The organism is Mycobacterium sp. (genome assembly GCF_052145595.1).
Lineage (GTDB): Bacteria > Actinomycetota > Actinomycetes > Mycobacteriales > Mycobacteriaceae > Mycobacterium.
Genome location: NZ_JBKQOI010000071.1, coordinates 1 through 16,822 on the forward strand (window position 1 = coordinate 1; position 16,822 = coordinate 16,822).

The following is a 16,822-nucleotide window of genomic DNA, read 5'->3' on the forward strand; positions in this document are numbered from 1 at the left end:
CCACCGGCACATGGGGATCGGCGAGATAGCTGCTTTCGCCCATCACCAGCAGATCGGACAACAATGCGATGGAGCACCCGAGGCCGACCGCGGCCCCGTTGACCGCCGACACCAGTGGCTTGCCGAAGTTGATGACCGCCTGGAAAACCGTTCGCGCCTCTGCGATCTGGAATGCTCGCGCCTCCGGGTCGTCGATCAGACGGCCGAACATGACCATGTCGCCGCCAGCCGAGAACGCCTTGCCCACGCCGGTGGTGACGACCGCCCGGACGTCATCGTCGGCCTCCAGCGCCTGCCAGATGCCAGCGAAGGCATGGTGTAATTCCTCGTTGACGGCATTCAGGGCGTCGGGGCGGTTGATGCTCGCGACGTGGACAGCGCCGGCCTTCTCGACCAGCAGCCACGGGGCGAAGTCTTCGTAGCCGGACAAGGTGGAGAGCGCAGACGAACTGGTCATTTCTGAGTTCCTAGCCTTTGTCGTTGGAAAGGATCGTCACGGCCGAGACAGCAGTGGGTCCACCGATGTTGTGCGCCAATGCTACTCGCGCGCCGTCGACCTGATTCTCGGCCTCACCCCGCAGCTGGTTGAACAGTTCGTAGCACTGCGCGATCCCCGTCGCGCCCGGTGGATGTCCCTTGGCCTTGAGCCCACCGCTCGGATTTATCGGGATCGAACCTCCGACGTAGTGTTCTCGACCTTCGACGATCTTGTAGGCCTCGAACCGATTAGCGAAGCCGAGATCCTCATAGCTGATCAACTCCACCCCAGTGAAGCAGTCGTGGACTTCGGCGACGTTCACATCGCGCGGGGTTGTCCCCGCCATGGCCATCGCTGCTTTGGCCGCCCGCACCGTCGGCGGAAACGAGGTCATGTCCGCCTTGTGCTGGTGCATCACCCGGTCCATACCCAGCCCGACGCCACGAACCCACACCGGTCGATCGGTGTAGTGGTCGACGACGTCCTCGGCCACCAGGATCACCGCGGCCGCGCCGTCACTCTGCGGCGTGCAGTCGTACAGCCCGAACGGATCCACCACCATCGGCGCGGCCAGCGCCTGCTCGACGGTAATCTCATAGCGCAGCTGAGCTTTCGGGTTCGACACCGCATGGAAGTGGTTCTTGACCGCGACCATGGCCATGTGCTCCTTGGTGGCCGGCGATTCGTGCAGATAGCGTGCGACGTGCAGCGCAAAGTTGGCGGGCGCCACCAGGCCCAGTGGATAGTCCCACGCCGAATCGCGGGTCATGCCCGCCCATTCCCAAAACGTTGTGTTCGAGGCCGTCTCGCGCACCTTGTCCGCACCCACCACGAGCACCACATCGTAGAGTCCGGATGCGATCGCCAGTGTGCCGTTGCGGATAGCGTCATTACCGGTTGCGCAAGCGTTCTCGACGCGGGTCACCGGGATGTCGGTGAGGTCGAGGGTGTCCGCCAGAATCCCGGACGGGAAACCGTCGGTGGTCGACAGCTCGCCGAACCAGGCCGCCTCGATCTCGGACTTGTCGATGCCCTTGTCGACGTGTGACACACAATCGGCGTAGGCCATCGGGATCAGATCCTTGATACCCAGCTCAAAGTGTTCGGCGAAGGGCGTCATGCCTGCGCCGACCATCGCCACGCGCCTCATCGCGACGCACCTTGCGATTCGCGGCCCGGCCAGAACGCGTATCCGTAGTCGGGGATGCCCGCACGGGTGGCGATCCTGCGCAGGACGACCGAACCGGCCTGACCGATGCTAGACCCGCCGGCGACTGCGCCGGTCAGCTTCAGCAGCACCCGTACCGGGCTGTCATCGAGTTGGACGACCGCTAAGGAGTACGGGCTCGGCAGATCCGGAACCGGAATACGGATCGTGGTCTGCGTGTAGATGGTTCCGGCGCGGGGCAACGGCTCCAACCGGTACTCGGTGGCCAGTGCGCCGGCCGAATCGACCCGCGCGCGCGGTGGGAACACCGGAGCCGAGTCGATGCCCGGTCTCTCGTCGAATATTGCGGCCTCCCAGCGCAGTTTGGGTTCAAATGCGCGAGCATATGCGGCCAACGAGATGGGCATCCCGGTGCCCTCGGCGGTGCGGGTTTTGGGCAGCTCACCCACGAGTGTCTCGTCACGGCTTACTGCAGGCGCGGTCGCGGTGTTCGTCAGGTGCGCGACGGTCACCATCGACTGCTCGATCGCGAGAATCAGGCCGTCGGAGCGACTTTCGATCGCAGCCGCGATCAGCCGGATCACCGCGGCGGCTGAGATGCTCGGGTCTTCTTGAGCGGCAACGGTATCGAAGCCCAACCCGAGTTCCTTGGCCTTGACACCGGCAACCACCGCAACCACTGGTGAGTCGGGGAGGTTGAGGCGGGCCAGCGTCGATTTCACACCGACCTCGCGTTGCAGCCGCGGATCGGCATAGGTGTGGCGGACGCCGTCCTGGCCACGAGCCAGGGTGGGCAGGCTGCGATTCCGCCGGGCGACGGGTGCGATGGCGGCGCCGTCATCTCCCAGCAACACGGCCGCCGCACCTGCGGCGTTGTCTGAGTCGTCAGCGGCGACGACAAGCGTGCCCGCGGCGGCGGCGACGAGCTGGTCCAGCACCGCCGGAGCACCACCGAGCACCTCGGTGACCTGTACATCGGCGGGTAACGATAGGCCGGCCAGCAGTACCGCACCGTTACCGCCCTCCAGTAACGGGAAGTCCCGCGACACCATCACGACACAATGCGCCGAGGCGTTCGGATCAGCGGCGCGCCCCGCTGCCACCGCCATGGTGAGAGCGTCTTCGTCAGGACCCGCCACCCGCCGGTCATGGTGACGCCACGGGGGCAGATAAGTGCCCACAGATTGGATCTCACTCACAGCCGTCAAACCTCGCTCGCGTGCGATTCGGTATACCTTAATAAGGTATATAGTTATAGCATTCTGAGCAAGCGCGGGCCGCATTGCAGCAGGAATGACGAAAGGACCGCGGACCTGACACAGAACTTCTATCCGCCCCGTGGTGCCGCTGCCGGCGATACCGTCGACCCGGTGAGCGTGTTCGAGGAACTGACCGTCAGCGAACCCGAACTGACGGCACTACGGGCGTCGATTCGCGACTTCTTGCGCAACGACCGCGCTGAGTTCGGGTGGCAGCCGACGGTCGACGCCTGGCTGTCGCGATGGGACGAGGCCTTCAGCGCCAGACTCGGCGACGCCGGCTTCCTGGGTTTGACCATCCCTACCGTCTACGGCGGACAAGGACGCGGCCACCTCCAGCGCTACGTCGTGACCGAGGAACTGCTCGCGCACGGCGCTCCGGTGGCTGCGCACTGGGTGGCCGACCGCCAAGTCGCGCCCGCGCTGATGACCTACGGCACTGACGAACAGCGACAACGGATTCTGCCGCGGATCGCGAAAGGACGCCTGTTCTCGGCGATCGGGATGAGCGAGCCGCAGGCCGGCTCCGACCTTGCCGCAGCTTCGACCATGGCCAACCGCACCGACGGCGGCTGGATACTCAACGGCAGAAAGGTTTGGACTAGTGGCGCACACCGCGCCCACCAGATCGTGGTGCTGGCTCGATCCAGCCCCGTCGAGACACAGCAGCGGCACTCCGGCTTCAGCCAGTTCATCGTGCCGACCGATGCGCCGGGCGTGCGCATCGAGCCGATCGTCTCGATGGACGGCGACCATCATTTCAACGAGACCGTCTTCGAGGACGTGTTCGTCCCCGACGCCGACGTGCTCGGCGAGATCGGCAACGGCTGGCACCAGGTGACGGCCGAGTTGTCGTTCGAACGCAGCGGTCCCGAGCGGATCCTGTCCACTGCCCCCCTCATCGCGGAGTGCCTGCACGCATTGTCGCAATCTCCATCGCCGCCGGACCGCCGCACCGTTGCCGATGTCGGTCGCCTGCTGGCGCGCCTGATTTCCCTTCGGCAGCTGTCGATCTCGGTCGCCCGCTCGCTGTCCGACGGTATCGACCAGACCAACCGGGCGGCACTGGTCAAAGATCTCGGTACCCGCTTCGAGCAGGAGTCGGTGGAAAGGGTCGCCGACCTTGTCGACGGCCTTCCTCTGGAACCGCGGCTTCGCGCGATGCTCGACGCCGGCCGGTTGCACAAACCGATGTTCACGCTGCGCGGCGGCACGAACGAAGTACTGCGGGGCGTCGTCGCACGAGGGATGGGATTGCGTTGAGTACGTGGCTGTCCGGTGGGGTGATCGACAGTGCACCAACCAACGATGACTCAATCGAACTGCGACAGCTCGTCGACGACATCGGTCGCCGGTCCTTCGATGCGCGCATCGGCCACCGCGGCCGCCCCGACCACTTCGACGACGCCCTGTGGCGCGCACTGGCCGAGACCGGCCTGGACCGGCTGACCAGCACACCCGACCTCGAGGCGACCCCCGCTGACGCCGCGGTGGTACTCCGCGGGCTGGCGCGCCATGCCGCGGCGGTACCGATCGCCGAGACCGATCTGATGGCGTGCTGGCTCGTAGGCAAAGCCGGGTTCGAGGCGCCTCCGGGGCCGTTGACGGTCGCGATCGCGCAGGGTGCCATGTCGAACGGCACAATCGCCGGAACAGCCGCCAGGGTGCCGTGGGCGCAGCAGGCGGCCGCTGTCGTCCTGGCAGTGCGCACCGCGGACGCGCTGCACGTAGGGATCATGCACGAACCCGAGATGGAGGCCAGCCACAATCTGGCCGGTGAGCCCTGCGGGACAGTCGAATTCGCCATCTCGGCCGATCAGTTGATCGCCCTGCCCACACCGATCGCCGACGAGTTGTCCTGTCGCGGTGCATGGGCGCGCTGCTGCCAGACGATCGGCGCCCTGGATGCCGCCGCCGAGCTCACCGTTGCTCACACCCGGGAACGATCGCAGTTCGGGCGTCCATTGAGCGCCTTCCAGGCGGTGCAACATGCCCTGGCCACCATGGCCGGTGACATCGAACGCGCACGCGCGGTAACGACAGTGGCCGTCGCCGCCGCCGACGAATACGGTTTCGCCGCTCCGCAGACCCGCCACGCCGTCACGGTCGCAAAGGTCGTGCTCGGGCAGGTGGTTGATCCGGTGACTACGATCGCCCATCAGCTACACGGCGCCATCGGCGTCACCGCGGAACACCCACTCTGGCTCGCGACCTTGCGCGCGCAGGCCTGGATCGACGAGTTCGGTAGCACGACCGAGCATGCCTACCGGCTGGGCGCTGCCGGCATTGCGACGCAAGCCCTGTGGGACATCGCCATACAGTGACGAGAACTCGAAGAACCCGAGCACTTCGGCGCAAGCTGGGCTGTGGTGCACGGGGACGCGTCGTCAAATATGCCGCCGGCTTCATATCGGCCTTAGGCGCGACCGTGCATCGAAGTGCGTCAACAAGAGTGTGACGGAAAGGAACCCGATGTCGTCCACGTCCCGACGGATCGCAGAATCGTCCACCACCGCGGTGGTTTGTGTGGAGTGCCAGAACGGCGTGATGGGACCCAACTCGGTGCTCCCGGCGCTTGGTGCCGACACCCGAGATTTGGTAGGCAACATCGGTCGGGTGCTGACCGCAGCACGAAGCAGTGGGGTCGTGGTTATCCACGCCACCTTCGAGGGCCTGCTCGGAAGCGACCATGTCGGCTCGGCACGGATCTGGCGCGCTCTTGGGCCGGCCACCGAGGGGTGGACGCCCGGCAGTGCACCCACCCAGGTCATCCCGGAATTGCTGGGGCCCGACGACCTCGTTGTCGCCCGCCATCATGGGTTGTATCCGACTCTCGACACCGAATTGCTGCCAGTACTGGCCAGCCTCGGAGTGCGCACCGTCGTCCTTGCCGGTGTGTCACTGAATCTCGCGCTACCCTTCACCGCCGGCCACATGTCCCAGATGGGGTATCGGGTGGTCGTGCCCCGCGACGCCGTCGGCGGCACTCCCCCCGTCTACGCCGACTTAGCAATCACGCACACGATGGCGATGTTGGCCACGATCACGACGATCGAGGCGCTGACCGCGGAGTGGGCGTCAGGATGACATCAAAGAGGTCGAGCACCTGCTCACGATTTTTCGCGCCGACGTGACGCGACTCGCGGATACACCGAAGGGATGTTGATGGCATCAGAGCTACGAAAGCGGCTCGACCTCAGCTTGGCCGACGGATCTGGCGTCGGTTACGTTCTGCGACTTGTCGATAGCGCTCGCCCAAGTCGTCGGTATGCCTGGCAACGGTGGTGGCGATAGTCTGCTCGGCCGCCAGGGCGGGGTTGATGATCGCGGCAGCTCCAGTCACGTACATCGCTTTGAGCCCCTGCATGACTGGTGGCGATACTTCACAGATTTGCGTTGCCAACTCGACAATCCGATTCAGCAGCTGCGTGTGTGCAACGACCTCTGTGACCAGACCCATCGTCTCCGCTCGAGAGGCATCGATGACCTCACTGGTCATCGACAGCCTTCGGGCCATACCGGCTCCGATAATGCCGGGCAGCCGCGCAGTCATGCCTGCACCGGGCAGGATTCCCACCCGGGCATGGGTGTCGGCGAAGACGGCTTGATCGGACGCCACGAGAAAGTCGCACCCGAGTGCCATCTCCATGCCGCCGGTAATCGCCGCCCCGTTTATCGCTCCGAGGACCGGCTTGCTCAACTGGGCGACCTTGGTGATGCAGTTCTCGGCGTGAAGCCGTTCGAAATAGGCCGCCCCATCGCGCTGCACCTGCTTGAGATCCAGTCCGGCACAGAACGCCGGATCCGCGCCTGTCAGCACGACTGCACGCACGGACATATCGCGATCGGCGTCGATCAAAGCAGCGTGCAAGGCGCTGATCAAGTCGGTGTTCAACGCGTTTCGCGCCTCGGGACGGTTCATCGTCAGCACCCGGACCGCGCCGCGGTCCTCCAGCAAGACAAGCTGGTTCAAGGCAACCATGATGCGGGCCTGGAGAATTCGTTATCGCTCATGTAGGCCACGCCCATGTCCCTAAACCCACGCGAGCTCGACCTTTTGCCAACCGTTCAGCAGCGCCGTCGGGTTGCGTTTCAGCGTTCCGGCTATCTCGAGCCGGTCGAGGTACGGAAGTAACCCGCCGACCGCGGCGCGCACCTCCTGACCGGCGAGGTGCGCACCCAAACAGAAGTGGATGCCGTGCCCGAATGCCAAGTTCTTGCCAGGGGGCCGGGTGATCAGGAAGCGGTCGGGATCATCGAATCGGCGCGGATCTCGGTTGGCCGCAGCCATATGCAACGCGATAATTGCGCCCTTGGGGATTGGGGTGCCGGCGATCTCGTTGTCTTCGGTCGCCTCACGGAAGGCGAATTGGATCGGGGAGGTCAATCGATTGGCTTCGTCCACCGCATTGGGCAGCAGTCCGGGATCGTCGAGCAACAACTTGAGCTGGTCCGGGCAAGAGAGGAGCTCGACCACGGTGTTGCCGATCAGATTCGTCGTCGTCTCGTTGCCGGCGACCATGATGGTGATTGCGACCATCAGTGTTTCGACATTGCTTAGCGACTCGTTGTCGATCGCCGCCACCATGGCACTGACCAAGTCGCCCTTGGGTTCTGCGCGACGTTCCTCGATGAGTGGAACGAAATACGTGCTGAACTCTTTGATCGTTGCCAACATCAATTCGTTGCGCTCGGCGGGGCTGCTGAACACCCCACCCGCTGCAGCGGCGAACGCGTCCGACCAGCGCTTGGCCTGGCTGTAGTGGTTGCCGTCGATGCCGAGGATGTGGCAGATCATTTCGACAGGCAGCGGAACGGCGAGGCGCTCCACCACGTCGAAGGCGGGTTGGTCCTCGATTCCGGCCAAACAGCGCAGGACGATCTCCTCAATCGCAGTCGCCATCTCCTTGATGCGCGGCGGCGTGAATCCCCTGCTGACGATGCGGCGCATCCGGGTGTGTTGGGGCGGGTCGGCCGCGGCGATGGTCTTCGCGGAAGCCATCTCGGCCATGTCCACCGGGATGCCCGCGGCCAGCGCGAGCAATCGCTCGACCACCTCGGGTTTCATCTCTTCATCGGGCGGCGCGGATCCCTCGTAGGGGTTGGGTCGCGACGAGAACTGCTGCGGATTCGACTGGACCGCCTTGACATCGTCGAACCGCGACACCACCCAGATGTCAGAGCTGGTGTGGTAGACGGGAAATCGCTCCCGCAATTCGGCGAGTACCTGCGGCAGCTGATCTCGTGGTCCGGGCTTGAACGGGTCGAACATGAAATCGGATCCATTCGCACTCATCGTGTCTCGGTCAATGTTTGCCTCAGTTCCAAAAGCGGTACAGCGTGCGGGCATTGAGCTCGACGATCTTTCGGGCCTCATCGTCGGGCACATCGACGAGGTGCTCTGCAAGCAACTTGCGGGTGTGCGGCCAGTTGGAGTCCGAGTGCGGATAGTCGCTTTCGAACATGATGTTGTCGATGCCGATCCGGTGCCGTTGCTCGATACCCGACTGGTCGGAGATGAAACAGCCGTAAATGTGCTCCCGGAATAGCTCGGAGGGAAGCTTGTCGGCGTTGATGTTGCACCAGTACTTGTGTCGGCCCCAGGAGTAGTCGATGCGTTCCAGTAGATACGGCATCCAGCCGATGCCGCCCTCAGAAAGCGCTACTTTGAGCTTGGGAAACTTGTAGAACACGTCGGACATCAACAGGTCGACGGTTGCCATCATCGAGTTCACCCCGAAAAGCGCGATGCTGATGAACATATCGCCGTCCGGCGCGAGCCCCTGCGGCATGCCGCCGGAGCCGAAGTGCATCGACAGCGGAAGTTCGGCTTCCTCGCAGATGCGCAGGATGGGATCCCAATGGTCGGTGTGGAACGACGGCAAGCCTAGTTTGTGCGGCGCCTCGATAAACGAAACCGACTTCGCACCCTTGGCGGCGGTGCGTTCGATCTCGGCCACCGACGCGTCGATGTCCCAGAATGGGACCATGATCAACGGGATCTGGCGCTCGGGAGCATAGGCACACCACTCATCGAGGATGAAGTCGTTGTAGGCGCTGATGCACAGCTTCGCGAAGTCCTTGTCCTCGGCGGCGTAGAACGTGCTGCCGGCGAATCCGCCGAAGTTCGGAAAGCACAGTTGGGCCCAGGTGCCCTCGATGTCCATGTCCTTGATGCGGTCGGCGATGTGGTGGCAGCCGGGCAGCATGTCGTCGTAGCTGCGCGGATCCATCCCGAAATCGCGCGGATGCTTACCCGCCACCGCGTTGAGAGCGAAGTTGCCGGATTGCTTGCCCTCGTAGAGCCAGGTGTCGTTTCCGTCAGGGAGCTTGACGATGCGTGGCGCCACGTCTTCGTACTTTGAGGGCAGCCGGTCAAGCCAAACCCGCGGGTGCTCGATGACATGGTCGTCGACCGAGATGATTCGTGCGTCTTCGGGAAGCATGTGATCTCTTTCTGAGAGGCATCGCATCTCAACAGTAGAACGCTACCTGCGCCAGATGCAACGGGCATACTATGCTGACGCCGCGGTGAAGTAACCGCATGTGCTGGGAGGCGGTTGATGGTCATGCTGCGTCGAGAAGCACTCGACCCCGAAATTCGCGAAGCCGTCCGCGATCTGCCCGATTTCGTCTTCTCCACCGAGACCGTGCCGATGATGCGTCAGAACGCCCCGTTCCCGCCCGTGCCGGCACCCGACATCGAGTGCGTCGACCTCACAACCCATCCCGACGGGGGGGTCGCGCTGACCCTGCTGCGTCCCCGCGGCGCTGCCGGTGACCTGCCGACCCTGTACTGGATGCATGGCGGCGGGACGGTGATCGGAAACCGCTTTATGGATAACGCCCGCCTCAACGAGTGGTGCCGCTCGCTGTCCTGCGCCTGCGTCAGCGTCGAATACCGGTTGGCACCGGAAGCGCCCTATCCGCTGCCACTAGACGACTGCGACAGCGGACTGAGGTACATCGTTGATCACGCGGCCGATCTGCGGTTGGACCCGCGCCGTATCGGGGTCGGTGGACGCAGCGCCGGCGGGTTACTGGCCGCCGCTCTCGGGCTGCGTTGGCGGGACCAGAGGCTCGATGGTCTGGGATTCGCATACCTCGAATACCCGATGCTCGATGACCGGATGACCACGCCGTCGAGCGCGCTCGACGGCCTTCCAATGTGGAGTCGGGAGTCCAACGCATTCGGCTGGCGCAGCTATCTGGGCGAGCGCTACGGAACAGACGACGTGCCGCCGGACGCGGTTCCCGCCAGGGCCGCCGATCTGGCGGGCCTACCGCCGACCTTCATCAGCGTGGGCACGGCGGACTGCCTTCGAGACGAGTCGATCGATTTTGCCGCTCGCCTGTGCCGGGCCGGCGTGCCGACGGAGCTTCACGTCTACGCCGGCGCGATTCACGGGTTCGATATGTTCGCCGACTGCGCAGTGGCCAAATGCGCCGCGCGCGACAGTGCGGATTGGTTGGCCCGCCAATTCCGCTGACGTGTCAGCGGCGTGGACGGCTGCGGGGTAGCCCTAACCTGTTCTCGACGATCAGGCTGCGCAGCACTTCGCTGGAACCGCCGTAAATCGTCGTTGCGACTGCGCTGCGGTAATGGGCATCCAGCGCGCCGTCAACGGGAGCCTCTGGGTCAGTCCAATCCAGCATGCCCGCGGTTCCGGCGATATCGGCGGCGGCGGCGGACGCCCGCACATAGCTTTCAGGACCGAACAGCGCCGACACCGGGCCCGGCTTGTCGCCTTCGGCGTCCAGGAACGCCACCCGCAAGGCGAGCAGATCGGCTACCTCGGCCTGCATCGCCACATGGGCCAGGCGCTCGCGCACCAGGGGATCGTTGATGAGCGCGGTGCCGTCCGTTCCCCGATGCGTGCGGGCGAATTCGAGCGCATCGGCTGCCACCAATCCCGTCCGTGAGGCGGGCGCGACGTTCTGCTCGGCCTCCAACGCGGCCAGCATCACCGAAAAGCCCTGGTGCGCTTCGCCAACCCTGTTGGCGTCGTCGACCCGCACGTCGTTGTAGAACACGATGTTGGTGCGTTCATGGCCCATGGTGTGCACCGGCCGGATTTCGATACCGGCTGAATCCAGCGGTACCAGCAGCATCGTCAGGCCCCGGGTGCCGGCGGACCCCGGCGCCGAGCGGGTGAGCAGAAAGCAGTAGTCGGCGAGATGCGCGAAGGTGGTGAAGATCTTCTGGCCGTTGACGATCCAATCTTCACCGTCTCGCTCGGAGCGGGTCGCGCAGGCGAAGACATCAGATCCGCCCGCGGGTTCGGTGTAGCCGAGGCAGATAAGAATCTCGCCAGCCGCAACGCTCGGCAAAATCCTGGCCTTCAGCTCTGCTGAGCCCGCGGCCCTGATCGCGTTGGCGGGCAGCATCGTCGTCCCGGGCCCGATCGTAGGAACGCCTCCCCGGCGCAGCGTATCCAACAGCACAGCGGTCTCGAATTGATCGAGTCCGGCCCCACCCTGCACCACCGGCCAGGCCGGGGCGATCCATCCGCGCTCCCCCAGCTTTCGCGTCAGCTCCCGGTCGGCACCGTCTCCGGTGCGTCGCTCGTTTTCGATCACCGCGCGGGTGACATACCGTGCGACGAATTCTTCTGCTGCGCTGCGGATTCGGGCCCAGCTCGCGGGTTCGCTGAAGTCCATGGCTCAGTGACTTCCTGTGCTCACCGGGCCGAAGCGCCTGTCAGCAAGGGTGAGCAGTTCGCGCCGCGGATCGGCGAATGCGACCGCCCACGCTTTGGCGCGTCGGTAGTAGAGCTGGATGTCGTACTCCTCCATGAAGCCGTACCCGCCGTGGACGTGAAGGCTGTGTCCGGCTGCCTCATATGCGGTCTCGGCGGCGAATACGAACGCCATCGAGGCCAACGCCGGCCCGTCAGCTTGCCCCGAATCCATCGCCCAACAGGCCTTTTGGATCAACAGTTGTGCCCCGTCCAACGCCGCGACAGCGTCGGCGAAGGGGTGAGCGACGGCCTGATACATCGCGATGGGCTGCCCGAACGCGTGACGCACCTTCGCGTAATCAGAGCCGATGCGCACGGCCTCGGCGGCCAGTCCGATCAGTGCCGCCGCCCGCAGCACGCGGACCTCATCAAGGGCTGTGGCGAACATCGTCCGGGCCGAATCGCCCTCGGCCAGGCAGCGGCGCTCGCAGCCTTCGGGCCATCGGGCCAACGCCAACCCGCCGAAGTTGGGCCGTGGGGTTCGGGCCAGCCCGGCCGGCCGTATCGCATAAAGCAGAGAACCCCCCTCGACGGCGAGAATCGCATCCGCGATCGCTCCGTCGACGAGCAGTTGCTTCTCGACCGGTCCAGGTCCGGTGGCCAGCGACACGATAGACGAGCCGGTCAGCACCGGGCCGATCAGCTCCTTTTCCCCAAGCCGGCCCAGCAGTCGCGCCGCGGCCGCGGTCTCGGCGATCGGTATCGGGGCGAGGCGGCGGCCCGCCTCCTCCGCTACTAGCGCCAGCTCGAGCAGACCCCCGCCCACGCCGCCGCAATCCGACGCCACGCCGATCCCGAGCGCTTCCGTCTCGCTGAAGCGCCGCCACAGGTCCTTGTCCAAGCCCGACGACTCCGCCGCCCGGACGCGCTGTGGCGTCGCCTCCTTCCGGAAGAGCGCTGCGAAAGTCTCGCGGACCGCACGTTGCTCTTCGCTCAACCGCAGGTCCACACCAGATTCCTCCCGTGTCCGAGGGCTCGACGGCAAGAGCGGGACTGCCGTACCGAGCACATTACTCCTGGCGGAGTTGGTACATGCAAAAAAGTAGCGCATTGTTCTCTTCTTACGCACTCGATGTTACTGTCGAGCGCAATAGGCACGGCCGACCGAGGAGTTCGACGATGACACAGAAGCTGGGTTTTCCGGTCTTCGACGGCGACAACCATATGTATGAGACTCGCGATGCGTTGACCAAATTCCTTCCATCCGAGTACCGCGGTGCGATCCGATACGTCGAGGTCGACGGCCGCACGAAGATCGCCACCCTCGGCCAGATCAGCGATTACATCCCCAACCCGACCTTCGATAAGGTCGCCGCGCCGGGCGCCCAAGAGGACTACTTCCACAACGGCAACCCGGAAGGCAAGAGCCACCGGGAGATCCTGGGCAAGGCGATCGAGGCAACCCCCGCGATGCGTGAGCCGGGACCCCGGCTGGCGCTGCTCGATGAACAGGGCATCGACAAGTCGATGATGTACCCGACGCTGGCCAGCCTGGTCGAGGAGCGGTTCCGGGATCACCCCGAAGCGACGCACACGATCATCCACGCGTTGAACCAGTGGCTGGACGAGACATGGTCTTTCAACTTCAAGGACCGGATCTTCACCACTCCGATCATCACCCTGCCGATCGTCGAGAAGGCGATCGAAGAACTGAACTGGGTGCTCGAACGGGGTGCCCGCGCGGTCTTGATTCGGCCGGCCCCGGTTCCCGGACTGCACGGTCCGCGCTCGTTCGCCCTTCCAGAGTTCGACCCGTTCTGGAAGCGGGTCAGCGATACTGGCGTGCTGGTCGTCATGCACGCCTCAGACAGCGGCTACTCTCGCTACGCCAACGACTGGGAAGGCGGCGGCGAGTTCCGTCCCTTCCAGCCCACTCCATTCCGCTCGTACTACAGTCTTGCGCGCAACCCGGCGGAGGACGCCGTCGCGGCGCTGGCCTGCCACGGTTTGCTCACCCGCTTCCCAGAGCTGCGTATCGCTATGGTGGAGAACGGAACAACATGGTTGCCAAGGCTTTTCAATAATCTCAGCGATACGCACAAGAAAATGCCCCAGCTCTATAGCGAGGACCCGCTGGAAGCGATCCGGCGCTGCGTCTATTTCAACCCGTTTTGGGAAGAGAATGTGGTCGAGCTCGCGAAACTGGTGCCGATCGACCACATCTTCTTCGGCTCGGACTACCCACATCCCGAGGGCCTGGCCGAACCGCTCAGCTACGCGGATCGCCGTCGCGAACTGGGCGACGACGAAATCGCCATAGTAATGGGCGGAACGCTGTCGAACGCGATGCGGGTGGACGCCTGAGATGTCAACGGATCGGAGCGCGCCGCACGCAACGAGAACGCGTGAAGACGGCGCCCCGGCGGAGTTCAACCCGTACTCGGATGTCTTCTTCGACGATCCGTATGAGACCTACCGGTGGATGCGCGATGAGGCGCCGGTCTACTACAGCGAGCGCTGGGACTTCTACGCCCTGACCCGCCACGAGGATGTTGTTGCCGCGCACCGGGATTGGGAGACGTTCAGCAGCGCCTACGGGGTGACCTTGGATGCGCTGTCGATGCGGCATCGGTTCAGCACCAACATGTTGATCATCATGGACCCCCCGGAGCATGAGCGACTGCGCAAACTGGTGCGGCAGGTGTTCACCAAGGCAGCGATCGCCAATCTGGAGCCGCTCGTGGTGGAGGTCGTGACCTCCTATATCGACGCGCTGAAGGATAGGAAAAACTTCGATGTGGTGGCCGACTTCGCCGTCCTGTTCCCCGTGGAGATCATCTCCTCGATGCTCGGCGTCCCAGCCGGCGAACGACAGCAGATCCGGTTGTGGACCGACGGATTCCTGCACCGGGAGGAAAACAACCCGTTCGCCACGGAAAGTGGCGTGGCCGATTCGATGGCGATGGGCGAGTACTTCCTGGAGCTCGCCCATGAGAAACGCCGTAACCCCGACGACCTGATCATCAGCAGACTGGTCACAGCCACCTACGAGGATGAGGCGGGGGTGACGCACCGGCTCAGCGACGACGACATCGCCACGTTCGCGGTGCTTCTGGCCGCGGCCGGTAGTGAGACCGTCACCAAGTTGGTGGGCAACGGAGTGATGGCCTTTCACCGCAACCCCGACCAGTGGGAGTTGGTGCTCGCTGATCCCACACTGATTCCCGGCGCGATCGAGGAGATGTTGCGGCTTAATCCGCCATCCCAGTATCAGGGGCGTTTCGCCACCCGCGACGTCACCCTCGACGGCGGGACGATTCCGGCGGGCTCCCCCACGTTGTTGGTCACCGGAGCCGCGACCCGTGACCCGCGGGCCTACCAGCAGCCCGACGCGTTCGACATCCGGCGCGGCGGGGCCACCACGCTGGCATTCGGCTACGGCGCGCACAGCTGCCTCGGGTCTTGGCTCGCGCGACTCGAAAGCCGCGTTGCCTTCCAGCACCTGCAGCAGCACTGGCCGCGCTTCGAGGTCGACACCGACGGCCTGCGCCGGGTCACCATGTCCAACGTCGCCGGCTACTCCCACATCCCCGTCCACGTCGGCTGATGGCCGGAGTCCTTGCGGCAGTGGACGATTCGACACCGAACGGTATGCCGGCCAGCATCCCCGAGCTCCTGCGAATCAGGCGCGCCGAAGCCGACGGCGAGTTCCTCGTCACTGACGACGAGCGACTGACGTTCGGCGAAGCCGACACCGCGTCAATGGAGTTGGCCGACGCGTTGCTGGCCTCCGGTGTCGGCAAAGGGACCCGGGTCGGGATCTTGTTCGCCAACTGCGCCCAGTGGCTCATCTCCTGGCTCGCGGCCGCACGAATCGGCGCACTCACCGTTCCCCTGTCGACTTTCGCACCCGGTGCAGAACTCGCGCGGCTGTTGCGGCACACCGACGTGCAGACAGTACTCATGGGCCGATCCATCGCCGACCGCGACCTCGTCGAACGCATGCAGGACGCGCTGCCAGGCCTCACCGACGGGGGGGCCGTGATTGCCGAGCCGGCAGCGCCCTATCTGCGCCGGATCCACGTCTGGCCGGGGTCTGAGCGCGCCTGGGCCTCACCGTGGCCGCGGCACACGGAATCGGCTGCATCGCTTACGTATTCGGCCGAAGGCGAGGTTGTACCCGCGGATGACCTCGTCGTGGTCAGCACATCCGGGACGACGGCGCTGCCGAAATCCGTCGTGCACTCGCACGGGAGCTTGGTACGCCACGCCTACATTCTGGCGCGCCATCGCGGCGTCACCTCGACCGACCGCATCTATTCGCCGATGCCGTTCTTCTGGGTGGGCGGCCTGACGATGGTTGTGCTGCAGGCGCTTTCGGCCGGCGCGGCTATCCTCGCGCAGGATGTATTCGAAGCGGGTAGCACGCTGGCACTGTTGGAGCGGGAACGGGCGACGTTCATCTCATGCTGGTCGCAGGCAAGCCGGGCCATGGCCGACCATCCCGACTTCGCCAACCGCGACCTATCAAGCGTACGGGGCGGCACCATGCTCGAGGCGTTGCCACCCGACCGGCGGCCACGCGAGCCTGACCTCGCACCCAACCTGCTGGGCATGACCGAGACCGGCGGCCCGCACACGATGGTCGAGGTGCCCGACACCCCGCTACCACCGGAACTGCGTGGCTCATTCGGGATTCCGCTACCGGGATTGGTGCAGCACCGGATCGTCGAACCCGCCTCCGGCACCGAGGCGCCCGACGGCCAAGAGGGCGAGATACACGTTCGCGGTCAGATCGTGATGAGCGGTATCTACAAACAGGAACGCCACGAGGTGTTCGGCCCCGACGGCTGGTATGCCACCGGGGATCGGGGGTGGTTCGACGATGCCGGCCACCTGCACTTCACCGGCCGCGCAAGCACTCTCATCAAGACCGCGGGATCCAACGTGTCGCCGGCTGAGGTCGAATCCGTGTTGGATTCGATCCCTGAAGTCCTGCATAGCTTTGTGGTCGCCCTACCGCACCAGGTTCGCGGGCAGGTAGTCGGGGCCGCTGTCGTGCCCGCCAACGGTGCGCAATTGTCGGTCGAGAGCGTCGTCGCCCACGCTCGCCGCAACCTGTCGTCGTTCAAGGTTCCCACGGTCGTTCGCCTTGTCGCGGAGGCCGATCTGCCCATGCTTCCCACCGGCAAAGTCGACCGCCAAGGACTCGTGCGGGTCCTGACCGCCGATTGAC

General features: G+C 64.8%; 15 protein-coding genes. 7 read left to right on the forward strand and 8 right to left on the reverse strand.

Annotated elements, in window-relative coordinates:
- The 3 genes from ACLP4W_RS05085 to ACLP4W_RS05095 all read right to left on the reverse strand — a co-directional run.
- On the reverse strand, positions 1–457 hold a 457-nt coding region (locus tag ACLP4W_RS05085), incomplete at its 3' end, for an enoyl-CoA hydratase/isomerase family protein (RefSeq protein WP_442384749.1).
- A 10-nt stretch (positions 458–467) separates the two neighbouring features.
- Positions 468–1,628 (reverse strand): thiolase C-terminal domain-containing protein, encoded by a 1,161-nt coding sequence (locus tag ACLP4W_RS05090; RefSeq protein ID WP_442384751.1) that lies wholly within the window; start codon positions 1,626–1,628, stop codon positions 468–470.
- Entirely contained in the window at positions 1,625–2,845 is a 1,221-nt protein-coding gene (locus ACLP4W_RS05095; RefSeq protein WP_442384753.1) for an OB-fold domain-containing protein, read from the reverse strand. Before ACLP4W_RS05095 ends, ACLP4W_RS05090 begins: the two co-directional genes overlap by 4 nt.
- Positions 2,846–3,016: 171 nt before the next feature.
- Here ACLP4W_RS05095 and ACLP4W_RS05100 point away from each other — a divergent pair, with 171 nt between their 5' ends.
- The 3 genes from ACLP4W_RS05100 to ACLP4W_RS05110 all read left to right on the forward strand — a co-directional run bounded on the left by ACLP4W_RS05100 (position 3,017) and on the right by ACLP4W_RS05110 (position 5,992).
- Positions 3,017–4,168 (forward strand): acyl-CoA dehydrogenase family protein, encoded by a 1,152-nt coding sequence (locus ACLP4W_RS05100; RefSeq protein ID WP_442384755.1) that lies wholly within the window; start codon positions 3,017–3,019, stop codon positions 4,166–4,168.
- A complete protein-coding gene (locus tag ACLP4W_RS05105; protein WP_442384757.1) occupies positions 4,165–5,229 on the forward strand; it encodes an acyl-CoA dehydrogenase family protein in 1,065 nt (354 codons plus the stop codon). Before ACLP4W_RS05100 ends, ACLP4W_RS05105 begins: the two co-directional genes overlap by 4 nt.
- Before the next feature lie 148 nt (positions 5,230–5,377).
- Complete coding sequence (locus ACLP4W_RS05110) at positions 5,378–5,992, forward strand: cysteine hydrolase (RefSeq protein WP_442384759.1); 615 nt, start codon at positions 5,378–5,380, stop codon at positions 5,990–5,992.
- 109 nt (positions 5,993–6,101) lie between these two features.
- On the opposite strand, the gene ACLP4W_RS05115 is transcribed toward ACLP4W_RS05110, so the two are convergent.
- Genes ACLP4W_RS05115 through ACLP4W_RS05125 form a run of 3 tightly spaced genes read right to left on the reverse strand, consistent with a single transcriptional unit; the run spans position 6,102 to position 9,351 of the window.
- Positions 6,102–6,887, reverse strand: coding sequence for an enoyl-CoA hydratase (locus ACLP4W_RS05115; RefSeq protein WP_442384761.1), 786 nt, complete (start codon positions 6,885–6,887; stop codon positions 6,102–6,104).
- A gap of 51 nt (positions 6,888–6,938) precedes the next feature.
- A complete protein-coding gene (locus ACLP4W_RS05120; protein ID WP_442384763.1) occupies positions 6,939–8,201 on the reverse strand; it encodes a cytochrome P450 in 1,263 nt (420 codons plus the stop codon).
- A 22-nt stretch (positions 8,202–8,223) separates the two neighbouring features.
- Positions 8,224–9,351 (reverse strand): amidohydrolase family protein, encoded by a 1,128-nt coding sequence (locus tag ACLP4W_RS05125; RefSeq protein ID WP_442384765.1) that lies wholly within the window; start codon positions 9,349–9,351, stop codon positions 8,224–8,226.
- 117 nt (positions 9,352–9,468) lie between these two features.
- Here ACLP4W_RS05125 and ACLP4W_RS05130 point away from each other — a divergent pair, with 117 nt between their 5' ends.
- Positions 9,469–10,395, forward strand: coding sequence for an alpha/beta hydrolase (locus ACLP4W_RS05130; protein ID WP_442376017.1), 927 nt, complete (start codon positions 9,469–9,471; stop codon positions 10,393–10,395).
- A 4-nt stretch (positions 10,396–10,399) separates the two neighbouring features.
- On the opposite strand, the gene ACLP4W_RS05135 is transcribed toward ACLP4W_RS05130, so the two are convergent.
- The gene (locus ACLP4W_RS05135) at positions 10,400–11,566 is read right to left on the reverse strand and encodes an acyl-CoA dehydrogenase family protein (protein WP_442376018.1); all 1,167 of its coding nucleotides are present in this window, start codon (positions 11,564–11,566) and stop codon (positions 10,400–10,402) included.
- 3 nt (positions 11,567–11,569) lie between these two features.
- Positions 11,570–12,595 (reverse strand): acyl-CoA dehydrogenase family protein, encoded by a 1,026-nt coding sequence (locus tag ACLP4W_RS05140; protein WP_442376019.1) that lies wholly within the window; start codon positions 12,593–12,595, stop codon positions 11,570–11,572.
- A gap of 170 nt (positions 12,596–12,765) precedes the next feature.
- On the opposite strand from ACLP4W_RS05140, the gene ACLP4W_RS05145 reads away from it, so the two are divergent.
- From ACLP4W_RS05145 to ACLP4W_RS05155, 3 genes are read left to right on the forward strand one after another with little or no spacing between them, the layout of a single operon-like run.
- On the forward strand, positions 12,766–13,950 hold the full coding sequence (locus tag ACLP4W_RS05145; RefSeq protein ID WP_442376020.1) for an amidohydrolase family protein: 1,185 nt from the start codon (positions 12,766–12,768) through the stop codon (positions 13,948–13,950).
- Position 13,951: 1 nt separating this feature from the next.
- Positions 13,952–15,193 (forward strand): cytochrome P450, encoded by a 1,242-nt coding sequence (locus ACLP4W_RS05150; protein ID WP_442376021.1) that lies wholly within the window; start codon positions 13,952–13,954, stop codon positions 15,191–15,193.
- 44 nt (positions 15,194–15,237) lie between these two features.
- Positions 15,238–16,821 carry a class I adenylate-forming enzyme family protein gene (locus ACLP4W_RS05155; RefSeq protein ID WP_442384768.1) on the forward strand — a complete coding sequence of 528 codons (1,584 nt, stop codon included), beginning with the start codon at positions 15,238–15,240 and terminating at the stop codon, positions 16,819–16,821.
- The last annotated feature ends 1 nt before the right edge of the window (position 16,822 follow it).